The following is a 21,906-nucleotide window of genomic DNA, read 5'->3' as shown; positions in this document are numbered from 1 at the left end:
GGGACACAGCGTGGCAGGCTCGCGGCGCCCCGTGCAGCGTGATCGCGGGGGATGTTCGTGCGACGGCTCGAGGAGGAGGTCCGCGGTGGCGGAGGAACGGGTGCGGGTGTCCGAGGAGACGCCGGGCGTGGTGCGGGTGACGCTGTCCAACGGGGCGGGCCACAACGTCGTCGACTTCGAGCTCGGCCGCCAGTTCCGCGAGGCGCTGTCCGGCCCGGCGCGGTCCGCCCGGGTGGTCGAGATCGTCGCCGAGGGGCCGAACTTCTGCGTGGGCGGCGACGTCCGCGGGTTCGCCGCGGATCCGGACGCGAGCCTCACCGCGCTCGCCGACGACTTCCACTCGTGCCAGCGGCTCATCCTGGGCTTCACCCAGCCCGTCGTCATCGGCGTGCAGGGCTGGGCGGCCGGGATCGGGCTGTCGCTCGCGCTGTCCGGCGACGTGATCGTGCTGGGGGCCGGGGCGCGGCTGCGCCCGGCGTACACCGCGATCGGGCTGACCCCCGACGGCGGGATGACGGCGACGCTGCCCGCCGCGGTCGGGCGGGCCCGTGCGATGGACATGTTCCTGACCAACCGGCCGATGGCCGCGGAGGAGGCGCTGGCCTGCGGGCTCGCCAGCCGCGTCGTCGCCGACGAGGACCTGCACACCGAGACCGCGGCGATCGCGGCGTCCATCGCGGCCGGTCCGCCGCAGGCGCTCGCCGCGACGAAGAAGCTGGTGCGCACCGCGGACGGCGTCCTCACCGACGCCCACCTGGACCTGGAGGCGAAGTCGATCGGCGACCGCGGGCTCTCGCCGGAGGGTCGCGAGGGCGTGGCGTCGTTCGTGGGGAAGCGGGCACCGAGCTGGCCGTCGTGATCAGAAGATTGCGCACAACCGAGCTGGGTACAAGGCGGGTATGGACATCACGTATCTCGCCGAGGCCACCTCGTCCGGCGACGCCCGCAACGGCCACGTCCGCTCCTCCGACGGCATCCTGGACGAGGACGTCCGCATGCCCCAGGAGATGGGCGGCGACGGCAAGGGCACCAATCCCGAGCAGCTCTTCGCGGCCGGCTACGCGGCCTGCTTCCACCAGGCGCTGAAGCTCGCCGCCGGCGAGAAGAAGGTGTCGACGAAGGACTCGGCGATCGACGCCGAGGTCGGGCTCGGCCCCGAGGGCGACAGCTTCGCGGTCGAGGTCTCGCTCACCGCGCACCTGCCGGGGCTCGACCAGGAGACCGCCGACTCCCTGGTGAAGCGCGCCCACGATCTCTGCCCGTACTCGAAGGCCACGCGCGGGAACGTCGAGGTCTCGCTGGCGGCGATTGTTTAGGCCTCCGGCCATGTGAGTGGATTTGGTCGTCCGGGCGACCAAATCCACTCACATGCGAAGCTTCTTCCGTGCGCCTCCCCCTGCGGACTCGTCTCCTGAGCGTGCTCCGGACCCGCCTCGCGGGCTCCGTCGCCGACCTCCCGCCCGAGCAGGTGCCCGCCGCCCGCGAGCGGGCGGGACGGATCCAGGCCGGCCCGGCCGGTCGCGTGATCGTCGGCAGCCACGACCGGCGCGTCGTCACCGAGGACACCGTGGTCACGACGCCGGACGTGGTCCTGCCGGTCCGCGTCTACCGGCCCCCGGAGGCGGCGGCGGTGCCCGCGCCGCTCGTCGTCAACTTCCACGGCGGCGGCTACGTCCAGGGCGACCTCGACCAGTCCGACTGGTTCTGCGGCCAGGTGTCCCTCCTGGCCGGCGCGGTCGTCGTGTCGGTCGACTACCGGCTGGCCCCCGAGCACCCGTTCCCGGTCCCCGCGCAGGACGCCTACGCCGCCACCGCCGCCCTCGCGGCCGAGCCGGGCCGCTGGGGCATCGACGCGAGCCGGGTCGCCGTGATGGGCGACAGCGCGGGCGGCAACCTCGCGACCGTCGTCTGCCTCATGGCGCGCGACGCCCGGCGTCGTGGGGAGGACGCCCCGCTGATCGGCGCGCAGTGCCTGGTCTACCCGGGCACCGAGATGGTCGACGTGCTCCCGTCGGAGCGGGCCATCCCGCGCGCGCCGATCCTCGACGCCTCGGACATCCGCGGCTTCCTGTCGCTCTACCTCGCGGGCGCCGACGGGTCGGTCCCCTACGCGTCGCCGCTGCGCGCGGACCTGACCGACCTCCCGCCCGCGCTGGTGCAGACCGCCGAGCACGACCCGCTGCAGGACCACGGCACGTACTACGTCGACGCCCTGCGCCGGGCCGGCGTCCCGGTGCGCCACACCCAGTACCAGGGGGCGCCGCACGGCTACATCTCGATGCCGCGCCTGCTCCCCACAATGGCGCACCAGGCCGCCTGGGAGGTCGCGGACTGGGCCCGGTCGTCCCTCCTCGACGCCCCCGACCTCAGGGAACGATCTGCACCCGGTCGTTCGGGTTGAGGTAGTCGAAGAAGCGCTTCGCGTCCGCCTCGTCCAGCCGCACGCAGCCCGCGGACTGCCGCTCGAGGGTGCCCTGGTGGAACGCCCGGCCGTTGTTGTCGAAGAACACGGCGTAGGGCATCTTCGCGCCCTCGAACTCCTGGCTGACGTGGTACCGGTCCTTGCGCTGCACGACGAAGTCCCCGACCGGCGTCTCGTGCCCCGGCGCGCCGTGCGTGTTGGCGGCCGGCCCGTGGACGACCACACCCTTGCCGTCGAGCAGCCACGTCTTGTTCTCGGAGAGATCGACGCACGCCTTGATCCCCGGCGTCGTGCACGGGGTCCCGCCGACCCCCGGCGCGGTCCCGGCCGGGGCCGCCGGCGCGGGGGCCGCCGCCGCGATCCCCGACAGTTGGATCACGCCCATCCCGACCGCGGCCGCCGACAGCGCGACCCGCCCCGCGCCCGGGCGGTCGTCGCGCCGCTGCTTCCGGTGCCTGCCCTGACTCACTCCGACCTCGCTCGACGATCGTCCCGCCGGCCGCGGTGCCGCGCCGGCATGCGCGCACAGCTGCCCGCGAGCGCGCACGAACCGGACAACGACGCGGAAACGAGACGGTCACGACCGAAATGAGGCACGCGAGATCGGCCGCCACGGGGCAACCCGGACATCGGTCACACGTCGTCCCGGCTGATCGGGCGGTACGTGCCTCCGGTCAGCCCAGGGCCTGCTCCGCGCGGGTGAACGCGTCGTAGGCCTCATCGCCGAACAGCACGAACCGGGCCTCCTCGACGGCCGTCCGGGTGGAGCCCACCGTCTCGACGGCGAGCCGGGCCGCGTCGTCCATCGGCCAGCCGTAGACCCCGGCCGAGATCGCGGGGAAGGCCACCGTGCGGGCCCCGACCTCGTCGGCCACCCGCAGCGACTCGCGGTAGGCCGAGGCGAGCAGGCCCGAGCGGTCCTCGCGCTTCGCGTAGACCGGGCCGACGGTGTGGATGACGTGCCGGGCGGCCAGGTTCCCGGCCGTCGTCGCGACCGCCTGTCCGGTCGGCAGGCCGTCCGGGAGCGTCGTGGCGCGCAGTTCGCGGCACGCGGCGAGGATCTCCGGTCCGCCCGCGCGGTGGATCGCGCCGTCCACCCCGCCGCCGCCGAGCAGGCTCGAGTTGGCGGCGTTGACGACGGCGTCGACGTCCTGGGCGGTGATGTCCCCCCGGACGAGGGTGATGCGGGCTCCCACGGCCGCTCGTCTACCCGGGCGTGCGTCGGGCCATGCGTGGGCGGCGACCGTGGCGCGTGACAGCATCGGCGCCATGACGTCCGTGGAGACGACCGACCACAGCATCCAGGTGTCCCGGACGATCGACGCTCCGCCCGAGCGCACGTTCGCGCTGATCGCCGACCCCGACCGCCACCCGGACCTCGACGCCTCCGGCATGGTCCGCGACTCGCGCACGCACCTTGCGATCGAGGAGCTCGGGGACGTGTTCACGATGGACATGCACAACGAGGCGCTCGGCGACTACACCGTCGACAACCACGTCGTCGTCTACGAGTCCGACGTGGCCCTCGGCTGGGCGCCCGGCCCGGTCGGCGAGCCCCCGGCCGGACACACCTGGACCTACCGCCTCGCCCCGGACGGGGACTCGACCGTCGTGACGCTGACCTACGACTGGTCCGCGATCACCGACGAGGAGCTGCTGCAGTACTTCCCGGTCGTCGACGCCGACGCGCTGGCGGCGTCGCTGGACCTGCTGGCGGAGGCGCTCGCCTAGGTGCGCTCCGCGCCTGTGAGCAGAAATTGACGCCAGGGCGTCAATTACTGCTCACGAGCGCGGAGCGCACCTCAGGGCCAGGAAGTCCTCGCCCGGCTCGGCCGTGATCGTGAGCCGTTGTCCGTCGGGGGCGTCGAACGTCAGCCGGTGCGCGTGCAGGCCGGTGCGGGTCGTGGCGTGCTTGTCGAAGAGCGGGTCCCCGACGAGCGCGTACCCGATCCAGGCGAGATGGACCCGGATCTGGTGCCGCCGGCCGGTCTCCGGGTGGACGGCGAGCAGGGTCGTGGAGTCCTCGGACAGCCGCTCGAACGTCGTCGTGCTCGGGTAGACGCTGACCCCCTCGAGCACCGCGGACTCGGGCACCGTCCAGGTGTCGCCGTCGCGGACGATCGCCTCGCGCGGCGCCGCGATCCGCACCCGGTTCTTGCGCCCCACGCTCAGCGGCAGCTCGATCCGGCCGCTCTCCGGCAGCCCGGAGGTCGCCGTGAGCGCCAGGTAGGTCTTCTCGACGGTGCGGGCGTTGAACTGGCGCGTCAGGTCGCCGTGGTGCTCGAGGTCCTTCGCGAACAGCACGACGCCGCTCGTCACCTTGTCGATGCGGTGGGCGGGCCAGAGCTTCTCGCCGTGGTCGGCGGCGATCCGGACGAGGTCGGTGTCGTGGCGCTCGCCCATCACCGACCAGCCCGCGGGCTTGTCGAGCACGAGCAGCGCGTCGTCCTCGTGCAGCGTCCGGCTCGCCCGGATCTCCGACCAGTCCACGGGCCCAGTGTGGCGCCCGGCGTCGTCACATCGACGCGAGCATGGTCTCCAGCTTCGCCGTCGTCTCCGCCAGCTCGGCCGACGGCACCGAGGCGGGCACCAGCCCGGCCCCCGCGTAGAGCCGTGCCGACGCCCCGCAGACCTCGCCACAGCGCAGCGCGACGACCCACTCGCCGTCGCCCGAGGAGTCCGTCCAGCCGACCATGCCGGTGTAGAAGCCGCGTTCGAACGGCTCGAGCTCGGTGATCGCGCGGCCCGCGGCCTCCCGGGGCACGCCGCCGACGGCGGGCGTCGGGTGCAGCGCCCGCGCCAGGTCGAGGGCCGAGCGCGACGAGCGCCCGCGGATCGTCGTCGACAGGTGCCACATCGCGTCGGTGCGGATCAGCGAGGGCTCGGCGGGCACCGCGAGGTCGTCGCACACCCCGGCGAGCGCGCCGGCGACGTCGGTGACCACGAGGGCGTGCTCGTGACGGTCCTTCGCCGACGCGAGCAGGGCGGCGCCGGTGGCCTCGTCGTCGGCGGGGTCCCGACGACGGGGCGCGGAGCCGGCCAGCGGGTTCGCGATCACCTCGCCGGCGCGGCGGGAGATCAGCAGCTCGGGGCTCGCGCCGAGCAGGGTCCGCGGCGCGCCGGCGTCGGCGAGGTCGACCGCGAAGACGTAGCCGGACGGATCCCGGGCGGCCAGGCCGCGCAGCATCGAGGCCTGGTCGACGGGGCCGTCGGCCTGCAGGTCGAGCACGCGGGCCAGCACGACCTTCTCGAGATCACCCGCACCCATCCGGCGCAGTGCCTCGACGACCATCGCCTCGTACTCCGCGGGCTCCGGCAGCGAGCGCGAGCCCCAGTGCGGGGAGGGGCGGCCCGCGGCGGGCGCCTCGACGGTGCGCCCGAGGGCCGGGGACCAGGTCACCTCCCGGGGGACGACGAGCGCGGCCGGACCGGCCGGGTCGAAGGGCAGGGCCCCGACGACGAGGGACGGTCCCGACCCGGAGGCGGCCACCTCGTCGAGCACGTCACCGACGTCGTCGGGGTTCCCGAAGCGCCGGACCGCCCCCTCGGCCAGCAGGCCGCCGCGGGGTCCGGAGAACCAGGTGCCGCGGCCGGGACGCCAGCGGGCCAGCAGCGCCGCCGGGTCGTCGGACGGCGCGTCCGCGACGCCGGTGGCGTCGAGCAGTTCCACCGTGCCCTCGCTGGTCACCTGGCGGCTCCCTTCCGGCGTCGCCCACGGGGATCATGGTCTCGCGGCCGTTTCCCCGTCGATCGGCCCCCGCAACCGGCGCTCCTGGCATCGTGGGGAACGACGGTTGCGTTCCCCCACTCTCGCCCGGTCCGCCCGGAGCGGCCACGTGAGCCGTACCGCACCCCTGGAAGGTGTCCCGCCCCATGGTCCTGCGCTCGCCGCGTCGCGGCTCCCTGCGCGACGACCTCGCGCTCGGCGGGCGGATCACCGCGATGCGCCTCGGCGGCCTGGCGTTCGCGCTGCGCGGGGACCCCGTCGCGCGGCTGATGCACAAGCCGTGGCGCCTCGATCCGTACCCGACCTACGCCGCGATCCGCGCCACCGGCGGGCTGGCCCGCAGCCGGGTCGGGATCTCGGCGGTCGGGACGCACGCGCTCTGCGAACAGGTGCTGCGAGACCGGCGGTTCGGGGTGCGCCTCGCGGACGGGCGGCCGCCGTTCGCGCCGGAGGATACGGAGACGAAGCGGAGCGGAGCTCGACCATCGGAACCTGAGACCTCGCTGCTCGAGCCGGTGGACCTCTCCCTGCTCGGGCTCGACGCGCCCGACCACACGCGGCTGCGCCGCCTCGCCGCGCCGGCGTTCGCCCCGCGGCGCCTGGAGCAGTACCGGGGCGTGGCGGAACAGATCACGACGGGGCTGCTCGACGACGCCGCCCGGCGCGGCCGGTTCGACCTGGTCACCGACCTCGCCGCGCCACTGCCGATCACCGTCATCGCACGGCTGCTCGGGATCCCGACGGTGGACGCCGACCGCTTCGCGCGCTGGGGCCGCGCGCTCGCGACCGCGCTCGACGGCGTCCGGTCCGTGGCCCACGCGCACGAGCTCGCCCGGACCACCGCCGAGGCGCGGGTGCTGTTCACCGAGCTGGTCGAGCGCCGTCGGGCCGATCCCGGCGAGGACGTCGTCTCGCAGTTCGTCGGGGCCCTCGACGCCGGGCAGATGTCGCTGGACGAGCTCGTGACCCTGGCCCAGCTACTGCTCGTCGCGGGCTTCGAGACGACCACCAACCTGGTCGGGAACGCCGTCCGGGCGCTGCAGGCGACCCCGGGGCAGTGGGAGGCGCTCGTCGCGGACCCGTCGCTCGCCGCCGGGGCGGTCGAGGAGACGCTGCGCTACGACCCGCCGGTGCAGCTCACCGCCCGGATCGCGCACGAGGACACCGAGCTGGCCGGGGCGGAGTTCCGCCGGGACTGGGGAGTGCTCGTGCTCGTCGCCGCGGCGGGCCGCGATCCCGAGGCCCACCCGGACCCCGACCGCTTCGACCTGCGCCGCGAGCAGACGACCCCGCACCTGGCGTTCTCCGGCGGCGCGCACTACTGCCTGGGCGCGGCGCTCGCGCGGCTCGAGGGCGAGGTGGCGCTGCGGCTGCTCGCGCAGCGGATGCCGGGGCTGCGGGCGGCCGGGCGGGTCGTGCCGAAGACCGCGACCATCCTGCGGGGCCCGCGGACGTTCCCGGTGGCGGCCTGACCGAACGGCCAGGTGTGCGTGTGGCCCGGGACACAGCGGGGCACCGGACCGGTATGCCTACCGTTCCAGCCATCCACCACGTCGCGATGTCCGTCAGCGACCTCTCGGTCAGCGAGCCCTTCTACACGAAGCTGTTCGGCACCGGGCCGGCGATGACGCTGTCCGACGGCCCGTTCCAGCGCCGCGTCTTCGCGCTCTCGGACGGGCAGCTGTTCGGTCTCACCCAGCACGAGGCGGTCCGCAGCGGCGACCGGTTCGACCCGTCACGGGTCGGCCTCGACCACGTCGGGTTCGGCTGCTCCGACCCCGACGCGGTGGCCGCCTGGCGCGACCACCTCGACGCCGCCGGCATCGAGCACAGCGGCATCGTCGAGGCCGACTACGGCCTCGCGCTCTCCGTGAAGGACCCGGACGGCAACGCGCTCGAGTTCTTCATGCTCGCCGGCTGACCTGCCCTCAGCGGTCCGACGGCACCGGCATCGGGGCGCGGCGCGCGAAGTCCGGCGCGTGCTCGGGCAGCGCGCCCACCCCGACCAGCCGGGCCGGGATCCACTGGAGCACCGGGAACCGCTCGATCAGCCGGATCGGCAGCGGCAGACGGACGTCGTCCTCCTCGGCGACCGCTTCCGAGGAGAGCAGCGGCGCGACGACCCGACGGTGCGCGAGGTCCTGCAGCGTCTGCGTGATCACCGTCGGGATCGTCCGGCGGCGCTGCACCGACGAGGCCGCCTTCGCCACCCCGGCCGCGTCACCGGCCCGCAGCGGCCCGGCGAGTGCCCGGCCCGCGGCGACGGCGTCCTGGATCGCGAGGTTGATGCCGACCCCGCCGACCGGCGACATCGCGTGCGCGGCGTCGCCGATGCAGAGCAGCCCGGGCGCCGACCACCGCCGCAGCCGGTCGAGCGTGACCGAGAGCAGCTTGACCTCGTCCCACGAGCCGATCGTGTCGAGCCGGTCCGCCATCCACGGGTTCATGCCGCCCACGAGGTCGCGCAGCCCCTGGATCGACCCGGAGCGCAGCCGGGCGTCGGTGCCCTTCCCGATGATCAGCGCGCACTGGTAGTAGTCGCCGCGGTCGAGGAACACCATGAACCGGCCGCGGCCGACCCGCCCCAGGCCGCCCTCGGGGTCGCTCCCGTGCCGGGGCATCCGGAACCACTCGACGTCGAGGGGCACGTCGTAGTGCTTCAACGGCAGCCCGGACTCGGCCCGCAGCCGGGAGTCGCGCCCGTCGCAGGCCACCACCAGGTCGGCCGCGAGCTGGGACTCGGCGCCGAGGGTGCCGTCCTGGGCCCGGTCGGCCAGCCGGACGCCGGTGACGCGCCCGGAGCGGTCCCGGACCGTCCCCGTCACCTCGGTGCTCATCCGCAGGGTGAAGGTCGGCTCCTCCTCGGCGGCGGTCGCGAGCATGTCGAGCAGATGCCACTGCGGGACCATCGCGATCATCGGGTGCGGCACGCGGAGCCGGGTCATGTCGGCGAAGTCCACGTCGCCCGCGTCGAGCCGGATGCGCGCCTTGGTCAGCCCCCGGTAGGGCAGCTGGGCGAACCGTGGCCAGAGGCCCAGCTCGTCGAGGAGCGTCAGCGTCGAGGTGTGGACGGTGTCCCCCCGGAAGTCGCGCAGGAAGTCCGCGTGCTTCTCGAGCACGGTCACCTCGACCCCGGCCCGCGCCAGCAGCAGACCGAGGATCATCCCGGCCGGTCCGCCGCCGACGACGCAGCACGTCGTCCCCGACGTCGTCGTCTCCTCGGTCGCCATGGCCGCCTCCCTCGTTCCGTGAACGCTCTTTCACTATGGTGGACCGTAGCCGCGCGTCCGGTCAAGGCGAATGAGCATTCACGGAAGCTCGGCCGTGCTCCCGAGGAGGTTCCGTTGCCCCGCATCACCGCCGAGCGCCGGGAGGCGCGCCGCATCGAGATCCTGGCGGCGGCGCGACGGTGCTTCTCCCGCGACGGCTTCCACCAGACCTCCATGCCCGACATCGCCCGGGAGGCCGGCCTGTCCGCCGGCGCGTTCTACCGCTACTTCCCGAGCAAGGAGGACGTGATCCTGGAGATCGCGGGCCAGGCCTTCGGCGCCATGGCCGGCCGCATCGCCGCGGTGGGCGAGGACGGCTCCCCGGCGGGCATCGCGGACATCGTCGCCGCCGTCGTCGGACCCATGAGCGGCCCCACGATCGAGCTCGGACCGGGGGACGTCGCGCCCACCGACGAGCTGGCTCGCTGCGGGGTGCAGGCCTGGGGCGAGCTGATGCGCCACGACACCCTGCGCAACCGGGCCGCCGCCGCGTTCGACGTCCTGCGGGCCCGGGTGGCGGAGGTGCTCCGGCGCGGCCAGGTGGCCGGCGACGTGCCCGCCGACCTCGAGCCGGACCACGGCGCCCGCGTCGTCATGGCCCTGCTGCCCGGCTTCGTGCTGCAGCGCCAGGCCTTCGGGCTCGACGATGCCGACGGCTTCGTCCGGGCGGTCGACACGCTCCTGGGTCGGACACCACCCTCCGAACAGCCAGTCTGACGCTGTCGCAGGACTAGTGCGACAAGCACGACATTGCGACACTCTCTTCCCGGTCGGGCCCTGATCGGGTGAGGAAGGGAGGTCGTGGATGGAATCGGACAGCGCCGTCGTCGCGATGCACATGAGCGACGGCATCGTGAACGCCCCGGTCTCGCTGGCGTTCGGCGTCGTCGCGGTCGTCGGCCCGGCCTTCTGCGTCGCCCGCGCCCGCCGCGACCTCGACGACCGCACCGCACCGCTCGCCGGGCTCGTCGCCGCGTTCGTGTTCGCGGTGCAGATGCTGAACTTCCCGGTGCTGCCCGGCGTCAGCGGTCACCTGCTCGGCGGCGCGCTGACCGCGATCCTCGTCGGCCCGTACGTCGGCGCGCTCTGCGTCGCGATCGTGCTGGCGCTGCAGGCCCTGCTCTTCGCCGACGGCGGGCTCTCCGCGCTCGGCACGAACATCACCAACATGGCGCTGATCGGCACGTTCGTGGGCTTCGCGGTGGCGGTGGCGATGCGCCCGCTGGCCCGCCGCGGCCGCGCCGGCCTGCTCACGACGGCGTTCGTCGCGGCCTGGGTGAACACCGTCGTCGCGTCGCTGGGCTTCGTGGCGGAGTACGCCCTCGGCGGCGAGGGGCTCGCGCTCGGCACCGTGTTCGGGCTGATGACCGGCTTCCACGCGCTCATCGGGATCGGCGAGGGCATCATCACCGCGCTCACCGTCGGGGCCGTCGCGGCGGTGCGGCCGGACCTGGTCTACCTGCTCCGCGGGCAGCGGCCCGACCTCGAGATCCGCACCGCCCAGGAGACGAGCCGATGAGCGCGCCGACCACGAACCGCCGCCTCGGGGCATTCTTCGGCGTCTTCCTGCTGGTCGCCCTGCTGCTCGCCGGGGTCGTCTCCTACGCCGCGAGCGGGTCCCCCGACGGGCTGGACGCGGTCACGCAGTCCGGCTGCGAGTCCGTCGGGACCGCGGACGGCGAGCACCTGCAGGGCACCTGCATCGCGCAGCACGCGGGCGAGCACGCGAGCGCGGGCAGCCCGTTCGCCGACTACGCCGTCGGCGGGAACGACGCGCTGACCGGCGTCGCGGGCGTCGTCGGGGTGATCGCGACGCTGCTCCTCGCCGGTGGACTGTTCCGGCTGCTGCGCCGGCGGCACGCGCCCGACGACGAGGCCGGGTAGATGGGCGCGGGCCACTCCCTGCACCACCCCGGGAGCTCCGTCGTCCACCGCCTCCCGGCGCACGTGAAGATCGTCGTCACGTTCCTCCTGGTGCTCGCGGTCGTCGCGACCCCGCGGGAAGCCTTCTGGATCTTCGGGGAGCATCTCGGACTGCTGGTGGGGATCTGGGTCGCGGCCCGGCTGCCGGTGGCGTCGATCGCGGTGCGGTCGCTCATCGAGGCGCCGTTCGTGGTGCTCGCCGTCCTGCTCCCGTTCGCCGCGGCCGGCCCACGGGTGGAGTGGCTCGGCCTCTCGCTCTCATATGACGGGCTGCTCGCGGGCTGGAACATCCTGGTCAAGGGCACCCTCGGAGTGCTGATCTCGGTGACCCTCGGGATGACGACGCCGGTGCGCGACCTGCTGTCCGGTCTCGGACGGCTCCGGGTGCCGGGCATGGTCACCACGATCGCGACGCTGATGGTCCGCTACCTCGAGGTGATCGTCGCCGAGGCGCGGCGGATGCGGCTGGCCCGGGTGGCGCGCGGCCACGACCCGCGGTTCCTGTGGCAGATCGGCCCGACGGTCCGCGGCGTCGGCACGCTGTTCCTGCGCTCCTACGAGCGCGGCGAGCGCGTCCACCTCGCGATGCTCGCGCGGGGCTACACCGGGGCGATGCCGGTCACCGACGACGCCGGCGCGACCCGCCGCACCTGGGCGCGGGCCCTCGTCCCCGCCGTCGTCGCCGTCCTCGGCGCGGCGACCGGGTACGCGCTGACGTGAGCGCGCCCTCCCTCGAGGTCACCGGTCTCGCGTACGCCTACCCGGACGGCCACCAGGCGCTCTACGGGGTGGACCTGCGTATCTCCCGCGGCGAGCGGGTCGCGCTGCTCGGGCCCAACGGGGCGGGCAAGACCACCCTCGTGCTGCACCTCAACGGCGTGCACCGCGCTGGGGCGGGCCACGTCGCCGTCGGCGGCCTGCCGGTCGAGAAGCGGAACCTGCAGGAGATCCGGCGCCGGGTCGGCGTCGTGTTCCAGGACCCCGACGACCAGCTGTTCATGCCGACGGTCGCCGACGACGTCGCGTTCGGACCGGCGAACTTCGGGGTCACCGGGCCGGCGCTCGACTCCCGGGTCCGCGGGGCCCTCGACGCCGTCGGGATGGCCGAGCACGCCGACCGGTCACCCATGCACCTCTCCGGCGGCCAGCGCCGCCGCGTCGCACTGGCCACGGTCCTGGCCTGCGACCCGGAGATCCTGGTGCTCGACGAGCCGTCGTCGAACCTCGATCCGGTCGCGCGCCGCGAGCTGGCCGAGGTGCTCGTCGGGCTGGACCGGACGATGCTCATGGTCACCCACGACCTGCCCTACGCGCTGCAGCTCTGCGACCGGGCGGTGGTGCTCGACGCCGGGGTCGTGGTCGCCGACGGGCCGATCCGCGAGCTGCTCGCCGACGACGAGTTCCTGCGTCGGCACCGGCTGGAACTGCCGTTCGGGTTCCGCGTCCCCGACGCCTGACGCGGTGCGAGGATCGGGACCCGTGAGGAACCCGCTGCGGCGTCTGCGCCGGCTCCGACGCGAGGCAGGCAACGTCCGCGACCTCGCCGCTCACGTCCCCCCGGGGGCGCCGACGACGAACATCCGGGACGTGGCCGGGCTGCCGACCGTCGACGGCGGGCGCACCCGTCCCGGGATCCTGCTGCGCGGCGACGCGCCCTTCGCCGACGACGGCCCCGGTTCGCCCGGCTGGCCGGAGGGCCTGGCCTGGCCGCCGGGCGTGGCGATCGACCTGCGCGGCGACGCCGAGCTCGACCATCCCTATCCGCTGCCCGCCGCGACGACCCGCTGGGTGCACCTGCCGGTGGTCGACGCGCTGGCGCCCGACATCCTCGCGAAGGGCCGGGAGGACCGGCTCGCGCCGGGCGAGCTCTACCTCGGCCTCGTGGACGCGGCCCGCAGCTGGCTCCCGACGGTGCTCGACGCCGTGATCGACGGGCCGCACCCGGTGCTCGTGCACTGCGCCGCGGGCAAGGACCGCACCGGGGTGGCGGTGGCGGTGCTGCTGCGTCTCGCCGGAGTCACCCGTGCGGCCGTCGACGCCGACTTCAGCCGCACCAACGCGCGCCGCATCGGGCTGCAGCGACGCCTGGAACGCCGCGGCGCGCTGCGTCCCGGGGTGGTCCCCGCGGGCGAGGTGGGCGTGCGCCACGAGCAGATCGTGCCGGTGCTCGACCGCCTCGACGGGGATGGCGCGGAGCGCGTCGCGGCGGCGGCAGGCATCGCCGGTGAGCGGGTGGAGCAGTGGCGGAAGGTCCTCGTGGCGCAGTGATCGTCCTCGTGGCGCAGTGATCGACGGGGACTGTGTCCGAGCACAAGACGCGGCCGGGAAAGGCTGTCGCGCGGGACAGTGCCGTGTCCCGGATGCGTCGGGAGACTGGGGTCATCCGTTTCGATCACCTCGGAAGGTGGACGCGATGACGACGCCCGCGACCTGCCCCTGCTGCGGGGTCATGGTCATGCCGGAGGAGCTGGCCTACGACTTCGCCGGTGAGACCATGGCGTCCCTGACCCGCGAGGTCAGCTACCTGCGCCAGACCGTCGCGCACCTGCGCGCCGCGGTGCACGCCTCCGTCCCCGCGCCGCGTCCGGTCCCGGACGAGCACCCGGTCGCGGTCTGAGTCAGGCGCGGACCCCGAGCGCCGCACCGAGGCGGGACACCGCCTCGGCGAGGGCGGCCGGCGGCCCGGGCCGACGCACGACCACGCCGTCGACGAGGCCGTCGCCGACCGCCTCGGCGACCAGGCCCGAGGCGAGCTCCAGGCCCGGCTCCGGGTCCTCCCCCGCGCGGCGCGCGCCCTCGAGGACCGCGTCGGGCAGCACGATGTCGGGCACCTCGTGGCGCAGCTGCTCGGCCTCGGCGAACCCCGACAGCGGCGCGACGGTCAGCAGCACCGGCACCCGGACGCCGGTCGCGTCGAGCCCGTCGAGCACCCGGCTCAGCCGGTCGAGCTCGTAGACCGGCCGGGTCACGAGGTACTCCGCGCCCGCCTCGACCTTCGTCCGCACCCGCGCCAGCTCGCGGTCGAGGTCGTCGGACCCGGGCGTGACGCGGACCCCGACCCGGAACGGGCACGCCACGGGCAGCGGCGAGCCGTCGGGGTCGACCCCGCGGGCGAGGGAGGTCGCGAGCTCGACGAGGCCGACCGCGTCCACCTCCCACACGCCGTCGCGCACCGGGCGGTCGGCGTGCACCGGCGGGTTGCCGGTCTCGCACACCAGCGCGTGCACGCCGAGCGCATCCAGCCCGAGCAGGTCGGCCTGCAGCGCCATCCGGCTGGTGTTCCAGCTGGTCACGGTGAGCATGACGTCGGCGGCCGTGCGCTCGTGCAGCGCCGCGGCCACGGCGGCGGCGGTGGTCAGCGGCCGACGGGAGCGCTCCCGGCCCGACCAGAGCACCTGCGCGCCCGCCCCCAGCGCCGCCCGCCCGCGCGCCACCGACAGGTCGTCCGGGCCGGGCACCGTGGCCTCCGCGACCAGCAGCGTCCGGCGACGGCCGGCCCGCGCGTCCAGCCACCCGGCCAGGGCGCCGCGGCCGGGCCCCGGGACCGGGCCCGACCCGTCGTCGGGCGCCTCCTCGGTCGCGGCCGCGCCGGTGACGACCACCGGGGACGACGGCGGGTCGGGCGTCCCGGTGAGCAGCGGGCCCTCGGTCAGGGCCCGGGCGGCCGCGGCGACGTGGGCCGGCGTGGTCCCGCAGCAGCCACCGACCAGGCTGGCGCCCGCCGCGACGTAGTGGGCGGCGTAGCGACCGAAGTGCTCGGCGTCGGAGGCGAAGCGCACCGAGCGGTCCGACACGACGTGGGGCAGCCCGGCGTTGGGCAGCGCGGTGACCAGCACGCCGTCGGGCACGACGGTCGCCATCCGCCGCACCACCGTCAGCAGCCCCTGCGGGCCGAGGGTGCAGTTGGACCCGACGGCGACCGGCCGCAGCGCCCCCACGATCGCGGCCACCTGCTCCGGGGTCTCGCCGTGGGTGGTGACCGGAGTGCCGTCCTCGTCGGCGAACGTGGCCTGGGCGATGATCGGGAGGTCGCTGACCTCGCGGGCCGCCTCGAGCGCCTCCACGAGCTCGTCGGCGCACGCGAAGGTCTCCAGCACGACCAGGTCGACCCCGCCCTCGTCCAGGGCGGCGACCTGTTCGCGGACCGCGGCGCGCACCGTCGCGGGGTCGGGCGGGGGCGCGGCCCGGGGTGAGGTCGCGGGCGACACCGACCCGGCGACGTACACCGGGCGTCCGGGGGCGGCGTCCTCGACGGTCCGCCGGGCGAGCCGGGCCGCGGCGAGGTTCACGTCGCGGACCCGGTCGGCCAGGCCGTGGCGGGCCAGCCGCGGCCGGATCGCGCCGTAGGTGTGGGTCTGCAGCACCTGGGCGCCGGCGTCGAGGTAGCGCCGGTGCAGCGCCCCGACGAGCTCCGGGGCGAACAGCGCCAGCTCGCTGCCCGAGCCCTCGGAGCGGGCGCCGGTGGCCTGCGCGAGCGTGCCCATGGCGCCGTCGGCGAGCAGCGGACCGGCGCGGAGGGCCTCGTCGAACCCGGTCACTCCATCCACCCGAGGATCTCGAGGGCGACCTGCGCGGCGAGCCGGTCCTGGTAGTGGTCCAGCGCGAGCCCGGAGAGCTCCTCGGCGCGGCGCAGCCGGTAGCCGACGGTGTTCGGGTGCACGGAGAGGACCTTCGCGGTGCGCTGCGGGCTGCCGTCCTCGCGGAAGTACCGGGCGAGGGTGCGGACGAGCTCGACGGTGCGCTCCGAGGAGTCGGTGGCCAGGCGCCCGAGCACCTCGCGGGCGAACGCCCGGGCGTCCTCCGGGTCGGGGACCTGCAGCAGCAGCCGGTGCACGCCGAGGTCGTCGAAGCGCAGCAGCCGGCCCTCCCAGCCGAGGCGGCGCGCGGCATCGAGGGTGCGGCGGGCCTGGTCGTAGGACCGCGGCAGCCCCGGCACGTCGTCGACCTCGCGGCCCAGGGCCACCGTCACCGGCCACCGGCCGGCGTCCGCCGCGGACGGTTCGAGGCCCCGGACGAAGGCCCGCGCGGCGGCGGTCCCGACGGCGACCGGGTCGGCCGCGACCGGCACGAGGGCCACCACCTCGCTGTCGCGGACCAGGGCGAGGACGCCGGGGACCAGCCGGGCCAGCCGGTCGCGGACCTCGGCCAGCAGCAACGGCCGGGCGGTGGTGGCCTCGGGGTCGGTGGGCTCGGGGTGGGCGGTCGCCGGGTCGGTGGGCTCGCCGCGCGGCACCACCACGAGCACCCGGTGGGCGACGCCGGCGTCGAACCCCACGTGCTCGGCCCACTGCGCGGCCTCCTCGGCGGAGCGGGCCCGGCCGAGCAGGAGCCCGGAGAGCAGGTCGTCCCGGACGTGGCCCGCGGCCGCGGCGAGCACCCGCTCGCGGCCGAGGAGCACCCCGACGATCGTCGCGGCGTGCTCGGCGGCGAGCAGCAGGACGTCGTCGCCCTCGAGCGCGGCGGGCCGGTCGCGCTGCGCCGGGTCCTCCTCGGCGATGAGGAACGCCGCGGTGTCGCCGCCCACGACCACCGGCACCACGACGCGTACCCACGTCCCGTTGCCCGGCACGCGCAGCGCCCGGCCGCCCCGCTCCGCGGCCGCGAGGACCCGCCGGGCCCGGGATCCGGTGACCTCGGCCCGCAGGACCGCCGCCGCCCGGGCCTCGTCGACACCGGGCGCGCAGGCCGCGAGGACCGCGTGCTCCGGCCCGGTGCCGATCACCCCGGCGACCGCGCCGAGCTCCTCGGCGAGCAGCGCGACGACGGCGGCGGGGCCGGAGTCGTGCGCGGTCGCGAGGGTCGAGAGGCGGCGGTGCAGCACGACGAGGCCGCGGAGTGCCTCGGCGCCGGCCCCACCCGGGCCGCGCCCTTCGGCCGGCCGCGCCGAGCCGGGCACCGTGCGCGACGGGGCCGCCCGGAGCGGACCCGCCGGACGGCCCGGAGGGAACCGACCCGCCGTCGCCACCCGACCAGTGTGCCGCGCGGCACGGCGCCGGGCCTGGGAACGCGCGGTCGGCGCCGGCGCGAGAGGGTGGGTCACGACACCGTCCGCTCCCCTCCGGAGGTCCGTCCCTCGTGGCCAACATCGTCGTCGTCTTCTACTCCGCCACCGGCAACGTCGCCGCCCTGGCCGAGGCGCTCGCCGAGGGGGCCCGGGGCGCCGGGGCGGAGGTCCGCGTGCGGCCGGTCGCCGAGCGCGCGCCGCGGGAGGCGATCGAGGGGAACCGCCGCTGGAAGGAGTGGGTGGACAACAACCCCTACGACACCGTCGCCTCCCTCGACGACCTCGAGTGGGCCGACGGGATCGCGCTCGGCAGCCCCACCCGGTTCGGGGCGGCGGCCGAACAGCTCAAGGCGTTCCTCGACACCACTGGCGGGCTGTGGGCGCAGGGGAAGCTCGCGTCGAAGGTCGGGACGTCGTTCACCTCGGCCTCGACCGGTCACGGCGGGCTGGAGGCGACGATCGTCGCGATGAACATGGTCTTCTACCACTGGGGCTCGCTGATCATGCCCCTCGGCTACGCGGCCGACCCGTCGCTGATGGAGACCGGGAACCCCTACGGCGCGTCCTGGGTGTCACGGAAGTCGGCGGCGCCCGACGACAGCGCGACCGGCGCGGCCCGGGTGCAGGGCGCGCGGCTGGCGGGGATCGCCGGTGCGCTGGGTGCGCTGTCGCGCTCGTGAGCAGTAAGTGACGCCCCGGCGTCAATTACTGCTCACCGGCGCGGAGCGCACCTACCGGACACAGGGCGGACCCCACATGCCGTCGCCCGCGTCCTTCGCGTCGCGCTGCTCGCCGTCGAACACCCCGCGATACTGCGACGGGCCCGCCGCCGGCGCGTGGCCGCCGCGGATCGCCGCGTCGGTGTAGGACAGCTGGCTGCCCAGCACCGCGTAGGCGCGGGTGACGCCGGGCTGGGTCGGGAGCGTCGGGTCGGGCACCAGGGTGACGGTCTGGCCGTCGAGGGTGCGACGGGCGAAGTCCAGCGACTCCTGCCGGGCGCAGTCCGGGATCGTCGCCGCGTCGAGCCCGACGATGCCGACGGTGACGGGGCGTCCGGCCACGTCGACCACGACGGTCGCCGGGTCTCCGACGTCGGTGACCCGGCCGCGCAGGGTCGGCGGGCCCGTCGGCCCGGGATCGGCGACGGGTGCCGGCGGCGGGGCGGGCGCGGGTGTCGCCGGCCGGGACACGACGGCGGCCACCCCGACGACGGCGAGGCACACGACGACGAGGGCGACGAGCGCCGCGATCAGCGTCCGTCCGCGGGGCCCGGACGAGGCACCGGGCGCGGGCGGTGCGACTCCCGGACGGACCGGCCCGCCCAGGCGCGGGACGTCCTCGCCGTCGAGCGGCTGGAGATCACCGACCTCGACGACGACCCACACGTCCGTGGACTCCCCGGGGACGGGGCGCTCCGGGACGGTGGGGTCCTCGTCGCGCAGTTCGGCGGCGGGCACGACGCGGGCGGTGCCGTTGACGTGCAGCGCCCGCCCGGTGCCGCCGACCAGCAGCAGCATCGCGACGGCGGGGGTCTCGGCGAGGTTCACCCGGGCGGCCGTCGCGGGCTCGGTGCCCGACTCGGGGAAGGCGAAGCGGTGCCGGTCGAGCACCCGCAGGAAGCAGCGTGACCCGCCGAGGACGCTGATGTCCTGCGCGCCGTCGCGGTCGGTCGTGGCGAGCACCGCGGTCGTGGCGCCGGCGATGCGCCCGAGGACGTCACCGCGCAGCGGGCCGGTGTCGACGTCCTCCTCGGCGTCCGGCGCGGACCCGTCGTCGTCGGGGCGGGCCTCGTCGTCGGGGCGGGCCTCGTCGTCGGACCGGGCCTCGTCGTCGGGGCGGGCCTCGTCGTCGGACCGGGGATTCCCGCCGACGCGCGGCGACGGCACCGTCGCGCCGTTGCGGCCGGCCTCCTCGGCGGTGTCCTGCTCCCCGACCCGCCCGGTCTCCGATGCCATGCCCGTTCCCCCGCCCCCCGGAGTCACCACCGTCGCCCGAACGAGCTACCGGCGATGTGACGCCTGGAGGATGCCGTGCCGACCGAGGGTCAGTCCAGGGCCCGCCGGACGAACCCCTGGATGCCGACCGCTCCGAACAGCACGCAGGCCACGACGAGCGCCGCGAAGCACACCCACGCCGGCAGGTGCGGGATCTGCGGCGTCAGCGCGCCGCGGAGCCCCTCGGAGACGTAGGTGATCGGGTTGAGCGCGCAGATCACCTGGAACCAGCGCAGCGAGCCGATCTGCAGGAACGGGAACTGGGTCGAGCCGGTGAACAGCAGCGGGGTGATGACCACCGCGAACACGATGTTGATCCGCCGTGGCGAGACGAGCGTCCCGATCACCAGACCGGACGCGCCCCCGGCGAGCGCACCGAGCACGAGCAGCAGCGCCGACTGCGGCAGGCCGGCCAGGTCCCACGACACCTTGTCGAGCACCAGGTAGCCGACCGGGATCATCACCAACGACCCGAGCAGGCCCCGTAGCGCGCCGAACACCACCTTCTCGACCGCGACCATCCGCGTCGACAACGGCGCGAGCAGCCGGTCCTCGATCTCCTTGGTGTAGCTGAAGTCGATCACCAGGGGCAGCGCGACCGCCTGCACCGCGACGAGGAACGCGTTCAGGGCGAGCAGGCCGGGCAGCAGCAGCTGCGCGTAACCGGGCGCGATGTAGCCGAGCTCGCTGAGCACCTTGCCGAAGACGAACAGCAGGAAGAACGGCTGCACGATGACCTGCGACAGGAAGCTGCCGAACTCCTTGCCGGTCACCGCGATGTCGCGGCCCAGCACCCCGAGGAACGCGCGCGTCGTCGACGTGCGCCGTGACGGCCGGGTCGTCGTCGTGATCGTCGCCGCGCTCATCGCAGCCCCCGCCCCGTCAGGTCGATGAAGACGTCCTCGAGCGTCGGTTCCCCGAGCCCCACGTCGAGGACGCGCCCGCCCGCCGCCGCGACCTCGTCGAGCAGGCCGGGCAGCGCCGCGCCCGCCTCGCCGTCCACGCGGGCGCGCAGCCGGGCCGCGCCGCCCTCCTGGGTGCCGGCGTCGAGCACCTCCACGCCCGCGGTGCCGCGGACGGCGGCGAGCCGCTCGCGCAGCGGGGTGGTCCCGGTCCCGACGACGTCGAGGTCCACCGTCGCCGAGCCGGACAGCCCCGCGACCAGCGCGGCGGGCGTATCGAGCGCGAGCAGGCGGCCGTGGTCGACGATGCCGACGCGGTCGGAGAGCTTGGCCGCCTCGTCCATGTCGTGGGTGGTGAGCACGACGGTGACCCCGCCCGCCGCGAGCTCGGCGACCCGGTCGTGGACGAACAGCCGGGCCTGCGGGTCCAGGCCGGTGGAGGGCTCGTCGAGGAAGAGCACCTGCGGGTCGTGCATGAGCCCGCGCGCGATGATCAGGCGCTGCGCCTGGCCGCCGGAGAGCTCGTCGGGGTTCGTGTCCGCCTTGTCCGTGAGCCCCATGCGCGCGAGGAGCTCGTCGGCGAGCGGACCGCGCTGCGACCGCGGCACCCCGTGGTACGCCGCGTGCCAGACGAGGTTGCCCTTGGCGTCGAGGGAGCGGTCGAGGTTGGGCCGCTGCGGGACGACGCCGAGCACCGCCCGCGCCCCGACCGGGTCGGTGGCGACGTCGATGCCCGCGACGGTGGCCCGCCCGGCGGTCTTGCGCACCCGGGTGGTGAGCACGCCGATCGTGGTGGTCTTGCCGGCGCCGTTGGGGCCGAGCAGGCCGAACACCTCGCCGGGCGCGACGGCGAACGAGATGCCGTCGACGGCGTTGGTCCGGGCCTTGGGGTAGCGCTTGACGAGGTCGGCCACCTCGACGGCCGGCGCCGCGGCGTCGGGCGCGGGGTGGTCCGGGAGGGCGACGTCCCGGGTCTCGGTCGACACGTGCGGCGACGCTACCGGGGGTCCCACGGGTGGGGCATGTCGATTGCTGGTGGGAGCGGTCATGCCGGACAGGGTTCGACCTCAAGCATCGTTGAGGTCAACCCCCGCTCGGTTCATTCCGAGCGAAGGGCACCTTCGGTCGAGTAGACCGAGCGAAGGGTCCCCTCGCTCAGAACGACGGCGAGCACCGGGGTTCCGGCGGTGGGCGCCCACGGCCGATCTAGTCGACCGAAGGTGCCCTTCGCCCAGAACCGGCGTTGGGGGGGATCTTCAGCAGTCGCGCAGCTCCGGACTCTGGTTGAGCAGCTGGCCGCGCGGGGAGACGAACGCCGCGTAGGTGTCGGCGTCGCGGTCGGCCAGGCCCTCCGGCGAGAACGCGGCGACCTTGTGGCAGTTCTGGAACGCGAGCCGCACGCCGAAGTGGCGCTCGAGCCCGCCGCGGATCGCATCCGAGGCCAGGGCGCGCAGCAGCTGACCCCGCTCGGCCTCCGACGGCGGCGGGACCTCGTGCACGGTCGGCGAGCCGGGCACCGGGCCCGCGCCGGCGACGGAGGACACGACCGTCCAGGCGTAGGGCAGCGAGCCGCGCACGCAGTCGACGAACGCGGCGTCGTCGACCTCACCGCACTCCGCGGCGGCGAGCAGGTCGGGAGAGACGTCGAGGGACACGGGAACCTCC

25 protein-coding genes are annotated in these 21,906 nt (G+C 75.2%); 14 read left to right on the top strand and 11 right to left on the bottom strand.

Annotation, left to right across the window (positions count from 1 at the left end; translation table 11 throughout):
- The first annotated feature begins 85 nt into the window (after positions 1-85).
- The 3 genes from LQ327_RS11130 (at position 86) to LQ327_RS11120 (ending at position 2,401) form a co-directional block, all read left to right on the top strand.
- Positions 86-859, top strand: a complete 774-nt coding sequence (locus LQ327_RS11130; protein ID WP_230733342.1) for an enoyl-CoA hydratase/isomerase family protein — start codon at positions 86-88, stop codon at positions 857-859.
- Between the two features lie 40 nt (positions 860-899).
- Positions 900-1,316 (top strand): organic hydroperoxide resistance protein, encoded by a 417-nt coding sequence (locus LQ327_RS11125; RefSeq protein WP_230733340.1) that lies wholly within the window; start codon positions 900-902, stop codon positions 1,314-1,316.
- A 101-nt stretch (positions 1,317-1,417) separates the two neighbouring features.
- Positions 1,418-2,401 carry an alpha/beta hydrolase gene (locus LQ327_RS11120; protein WP_230733338.1) on the top strand — a complete coding sequence of 328 codons (984 nt, stop codon included), beginning with the start codon at positions 1,418-1,420 and terminating at the stop codon, positions 2,399-2,401.
- Here the strand turns inward: LQ327_RS11120 and LQ327_RS11115 are convergent.
- Positions 2,367-2,891, bottom strand: coding sequence for a L,D-transpeptidase (locus LQ327_RS11115; RefSeq protein WP_230733336.1), 525 nt, complete (start codon positions 2,889-2,891; stop codon positions 2,367-2,369). The two genes, LQ327_RS11120 and LQ327_RS11115, sit on opposite strands and share 35 nt — an antisense overlap.
- 205 nt (positions 2,892-3,096) lie before the next feature.
- Positions 3,097-3,618 (bottom strand): O-acetyl-ADP-ribose deacetylase, encoded by a 522-nt coding sequence (locus LQ327_RS11110; RefSeq protein WP_230733334.1) that lies wholly within the window; start codon positions 3,616-3,618, stop codon positions 3,097-3,099.
- Positions 3,619-3,691: 73 nt separating this feature from the next.
- Between LQ327_RS11110 and LQ327_RS11105 the strand changes: the two genes are divergently transcribed.
- Positions 3,692-4,153, top strand: a complete 462-nt coding sequence (locus tag LQ327_RS11105; RefSeq protein ID WP_230733331.1) for an SRPBCC family protein — start codon at positions 3,692-3,694, stop codon at positions 4,151-4,153.
- A gap of 51 nt (positions 4,154-4,204) precedes the next feature.
- Here LQ327_RS11105 and LQ327_RS11100 read toward each other — a convergent pair whose 3' ends face one another.
- Both LQ327_RS11100 and LQ327_RS11095 read right to left on the bottom strand, forming a co-directional pair.
- Positions 4,205-4,912, bottom strand: coding sequence for an RluA family pseudouridine synthase (locus tag LQ327_RS11100; protein WP_230733329.1), 708 nt, complete (start codon positions 4,910-4,912; stop codon positions 4,205-4,207).
- A gap of 25 nt (positions 4,913-4,937) precedes the next feature.
- Positions 4,938-6,110: an isochorismate synthase gene (locus LQ327_RS11095; RefSeq protein WP_230733328.1), complete on the bottom strand. Its 1,173-nt coding sequence runs from the start codon at positions 6,108-6,110 to the stop codon at positions 4,938-4,940.
- 173 nt (positions 6,111-6,283) lie between these two features.
- Here LQ327_RS11095 and LQ327_RS11090 point away from each other — a divergent pair, with 173 nt between their 5' ends.
- Together LQ327_RS11090 and LQ327_RS11085 are read left to right on the top strand one after the other, a co-directional pair.
- Positions 6,284-7,621, top strand: a complete 1,338-nt coding sequence (locus tag LQ327_RS11090; protein WP_230733325.1) for a cytochrome P450 — start codon at positions 6,284-6,286, stop codon at positions 7,619-7,621.
- 53 nt (positions 7,622-7,674) lie between these two features.
- Complete coding sequence (locus LQ327_RS11085; RefSeq protein WP_269069851.1) at positions 7,675-8,070, top strand: VOC family protein; 396 nt, start codon at positions 7,675-7,677, stop codon at positions 8,068-8,070.
- A 7-nt stretch (positions 8,071-8,077) separates the two neighbouring features.
- Here the strand turns inward: LQ327_RS11085 and LQ327_RS11080 are convergent, their stop codons facing one another.
- Positions 8,078-9,379 carry an FAD-dependent oxidoreductase gene (locus tag LQ327_RS11080; protein WP_230733321.1) on the bottom strand — a complete coding sequence of 434 codons (1,302 nt, stop codon included), beginning with the start codon at positions 9,377-9,379 and terminating at the stop codon, positions 8,078-8,080.
- A gap of 114 nt (positions 9,380-9,493) precedes the next feature.
- Here LQ327_RS11080 and LQ327_RS11075 point away from each other — a divergent pair, with 114 nt between their 5' ends.
- From LQ327_RS11075 to LQ327_RS11045, 7 genes are all read left to right on the top strand, one after another.
- Positions 9,494-10,135 (top strand): TetR/AcrR family transcriptional regulator, encoded by a 642-nt coding sequence (locus LQ327_RS11075; protein ID WP_230733319.1) that lies wholly within the window; start codon positions 9,494-9,496, stop codon positions 10,133-10,135.
- Between the two features lie 88 nt (positions 10,136-10,223).
- Positions 10,224-10,937 carry an energy-coupling factor ABC transporter permease gene (locus LQ327_RS11070; protein WP_230733318.1) on the top strand — a complete coding sequence of 238 codons (714 nt, stop codon included), beginning with the start codon at positions 10,224-10,226 and terminating at the stop codon, positions 10,935-10,937.
- The gene (locus LQ327_RS11065) at positions 10,934-11,302 is read left to right on the top strand and encodes a PDGLE domain-containing protein (protein ID WP_230733315.1); all 369 of its coding nucleotides are present in this window, start codon (positions 10,934-10,936) and stop codon (positions 11,300-11,302) included. Before LQ327_RS11070 ends, LQ327_RS11065 begins: the two co-directional genes overlap by 4 nt.
- Positions 11,303-12,061: a cobalt ECF transporter T component CbiQ gene (gene cbiQ, locus LQ327_RS11060; protein WP_230733313.1), complete on the top strand. Its 759-nt coding sequence runs from the start codon at positions 11,303-11,305 to the stop codon at positions 12,059-12,061. It begins immediately after the preceding gene.
- A complete protein-coding gene (locus tag LQ327_RS11055) occupies positions 12,058-12,798 on the top strand; it encodes an energy-coupling factor ABC transporter ATP-binding protein (RefSeq protein ID WP_230733311.1) in 741 nt (246 codons plus the stop codon). Before cbiQ ends, LQ327_RS11055 begins: the two co-directional genes overlap by 4 nt.
- 22 nt (positions 12,799-12,820) lie before the next feature.
- Positions 12,821-13,609: a tyrosine-protein phosphatase gene (locus LQ327_RS11050; RefSeq protein WP_230733309.1), complete on the top strand. Its 789-nt coding sequence runs from the start codon at positions 12,821-12,823 to the stop codon at positions 13,607-13,609.
- A 145-nt stretch (positions 13,610-13,754) separates the two neighbouring features.
- Positions 13,755-13,958, top strand: a complete 204-nt coding sequence (locus LQ327_RS11045; protein ID WP_230733308.1) for a hypothetical protein — start codon at positions 13,755-13,757, stop codon at positions 13,956-13,958.
- 1 nt (position 13,959) lies between these two features.
- Here the strand turns inward: LQ327_RS11045 and LQ327_RS11040 are convergent, their stop codons facing one another.
- A complete protein-coding gene (locus LQ327_RS11040; protein ID WP_230733306.1) occupies positions 13,960-15,879 on the bottom strand; it encodes a homocysteine S-methyltransferase family protein in 1,920 nt (639 codons plus the stop codon).
- Entirely contained in the window at positions 15,876-17,306 is a 1,431-nt protein-coding gene (locus LQ327_RS34710) for a PucR family transcriptional regulator (protein ID WP_230733304.1), read from the bottom strand. Before LQ327_RS34710 ends, LQ327_RS11040 begins: the two co-directional genes overlap by 4 nt.
- A gap of 110 nt (positions 17,307-17,416) precedes the next feature.
- On the opposite strand from LQ327_RS34710, the gene wrbA reads away from it, so the two are divergent.
- Entirely contained in the window at positions 17,417-18,025 is a 609-nt protein-coding gene (gene wrbA, locus LQ327_RS11030; RefSeq protein ID WP_230733302.1) for an NAD(P)H:quinone oxidoreductase, read from the top strand.
- A 51-nt stretch (positions 18,026-18,076) separates the two neighbouring features.
- On the opposite strand, the gene LQ327_RS11025 is transcribed toward wrbA, so the two are convergent.
- The 4 genes from LQ327_RS11025 to LQ327_RS11010 form a co-directional block, all read right to left on the bottom strand.
- Positions 18,077-19,300, bottom strand: a complete 1,224-nt coding sequence (locus tag LQ327_RS11025) for a pyridoxamine 5'-phosphate oxidase family protein (RefSeq protein ID WP_230733299.1) — start codon at positions 19,298-19,300, stop codon at positions 18,077-18,079.
- Between the two features lie 89 nt (positions 19,301-19,389).
- On the bottom strand, positions 19,390-20,205 hold the full coding sequence (locus LQ327_RS11020) for an ABC transporter permease (protein WP_230733297.1): 816 nt from the start codon (positions 20,203-20,205) through the stop codon (positions 19,390-19,392).
- Positions 20,202-21,155, bottom strand: a complete 954-nt coding sequence (locus tag LQ327_RS11015; protein ID WP_230735004.1) for an ABC transporter ATP-binding protein — start codon at positions 21,153-21,155, stop codon at positions 20,202-20,204. Before LQ327_RS11015 ends, LQ327_RS11020 begins: the two co-directional genes overlap by 4 nt.
- 342 nt (positions 21,156-21,497) lie before the next feature.
- The gene (locus LQ327_RS11010) at positions 21,498-21,896 is read right to left on the bottom strand and encodes an SCO5389 family protein (protein WP_230733295.1); all 399 of its coding nucleotides are present in this window, start codon (positions 21,894-21,896) and stop codon (positions 21,498-21,500) included.
- Between the last annotated feature and the right edge of the window lie 10 nt (positions 21,897-21,906).

This window comes from Actinomycetospora endophytica (assembly GCF_021026375.1).
Lineage (GTDB): Bacteria > Actinomycetota > Actinomycetes > Mycobacteriales > Pseudonocardiaceae > Actinomycetospora > Actinomycetospora endophytica.
Note: the sequence above shows the minus strand (reverse complement) of the source record. Positions and strands in the feature narration are given on the sequence as shown.

Excerpts from the sequence above, each read along its gene's own strand:
- LQ327_RS11125 (WP_230733340.1), top strand. The coding sequence starts at position 900 with ATGGACATCACGTATCTCGCCGAGGCCACCTCGTCCGGCGACGCCCGC.
- LQ327_RS11105 (WP_230733331.1), top strand. The coding sequence starts at position 3,692 with ATGACGTCCGTGGAGACGACCGACCACAGCATCCAGGTGTCCCGGACG.
- LQ327_RS11085 (WP_269069851.1), top strand. The coding sequence starts at position 7,675 with ATGCCTACCGTTCCAGCCATCCACCACGTCGCGATGTCCGTCAGCGAC.
- LQ327_RS11080 (WP_230733321.1), bottom strand. The coding sequence starts at position 9,379 with ATGGCGACCGAGGAGACGACGACGTCGGGGACGACGTGCTGCGTCGTC.
- LQ327_RS11070 (WP_230733318.1), top strand. The coding sequence starts at position 10,224 with ATGGAATCGGACAGCGCCGTCGTCGCGATGCACATGAGCGACGGCATC.
- LQ327_RS11065 (WP_230733315.1), top strand. The coding sequence starts at position 10,934 with ATGAGCGCGCCGACCACGAACCGCCGCCTCGGGGCATTCTTCGGCGTC.
- cbiQ (WP_230733313.1), top strand. The coding sequence starts at position 11,303 with ATGGGCGCGGGCCACTCCCTGCACCACCCCGGGAGCTCCGTCGTCCAC.
- LQ327_RS11045 (WP_230733308.1), top strand. The coding sequence starts at position 13,755 with ATGACGACGCCCGCGACCTGCCCCTGCTGCGGGGTCATGGTCATGCCG.
- LQ327_RS11025 (WP_230733299.1), bottom strand. The coding sequence starts at position 19,300 with ATGGCATCGGAGACCGGGCGGGTCGGGGAGCAGGACACCGCCGAGGAG.
- LQ327_RS11020 (WP_230733297.1), bottom strand. The coding sequence starts at position 20,205 with ATGAGCGCGGCGACGATCACGACGACGACCCGGCCGTCACGGCGCACG.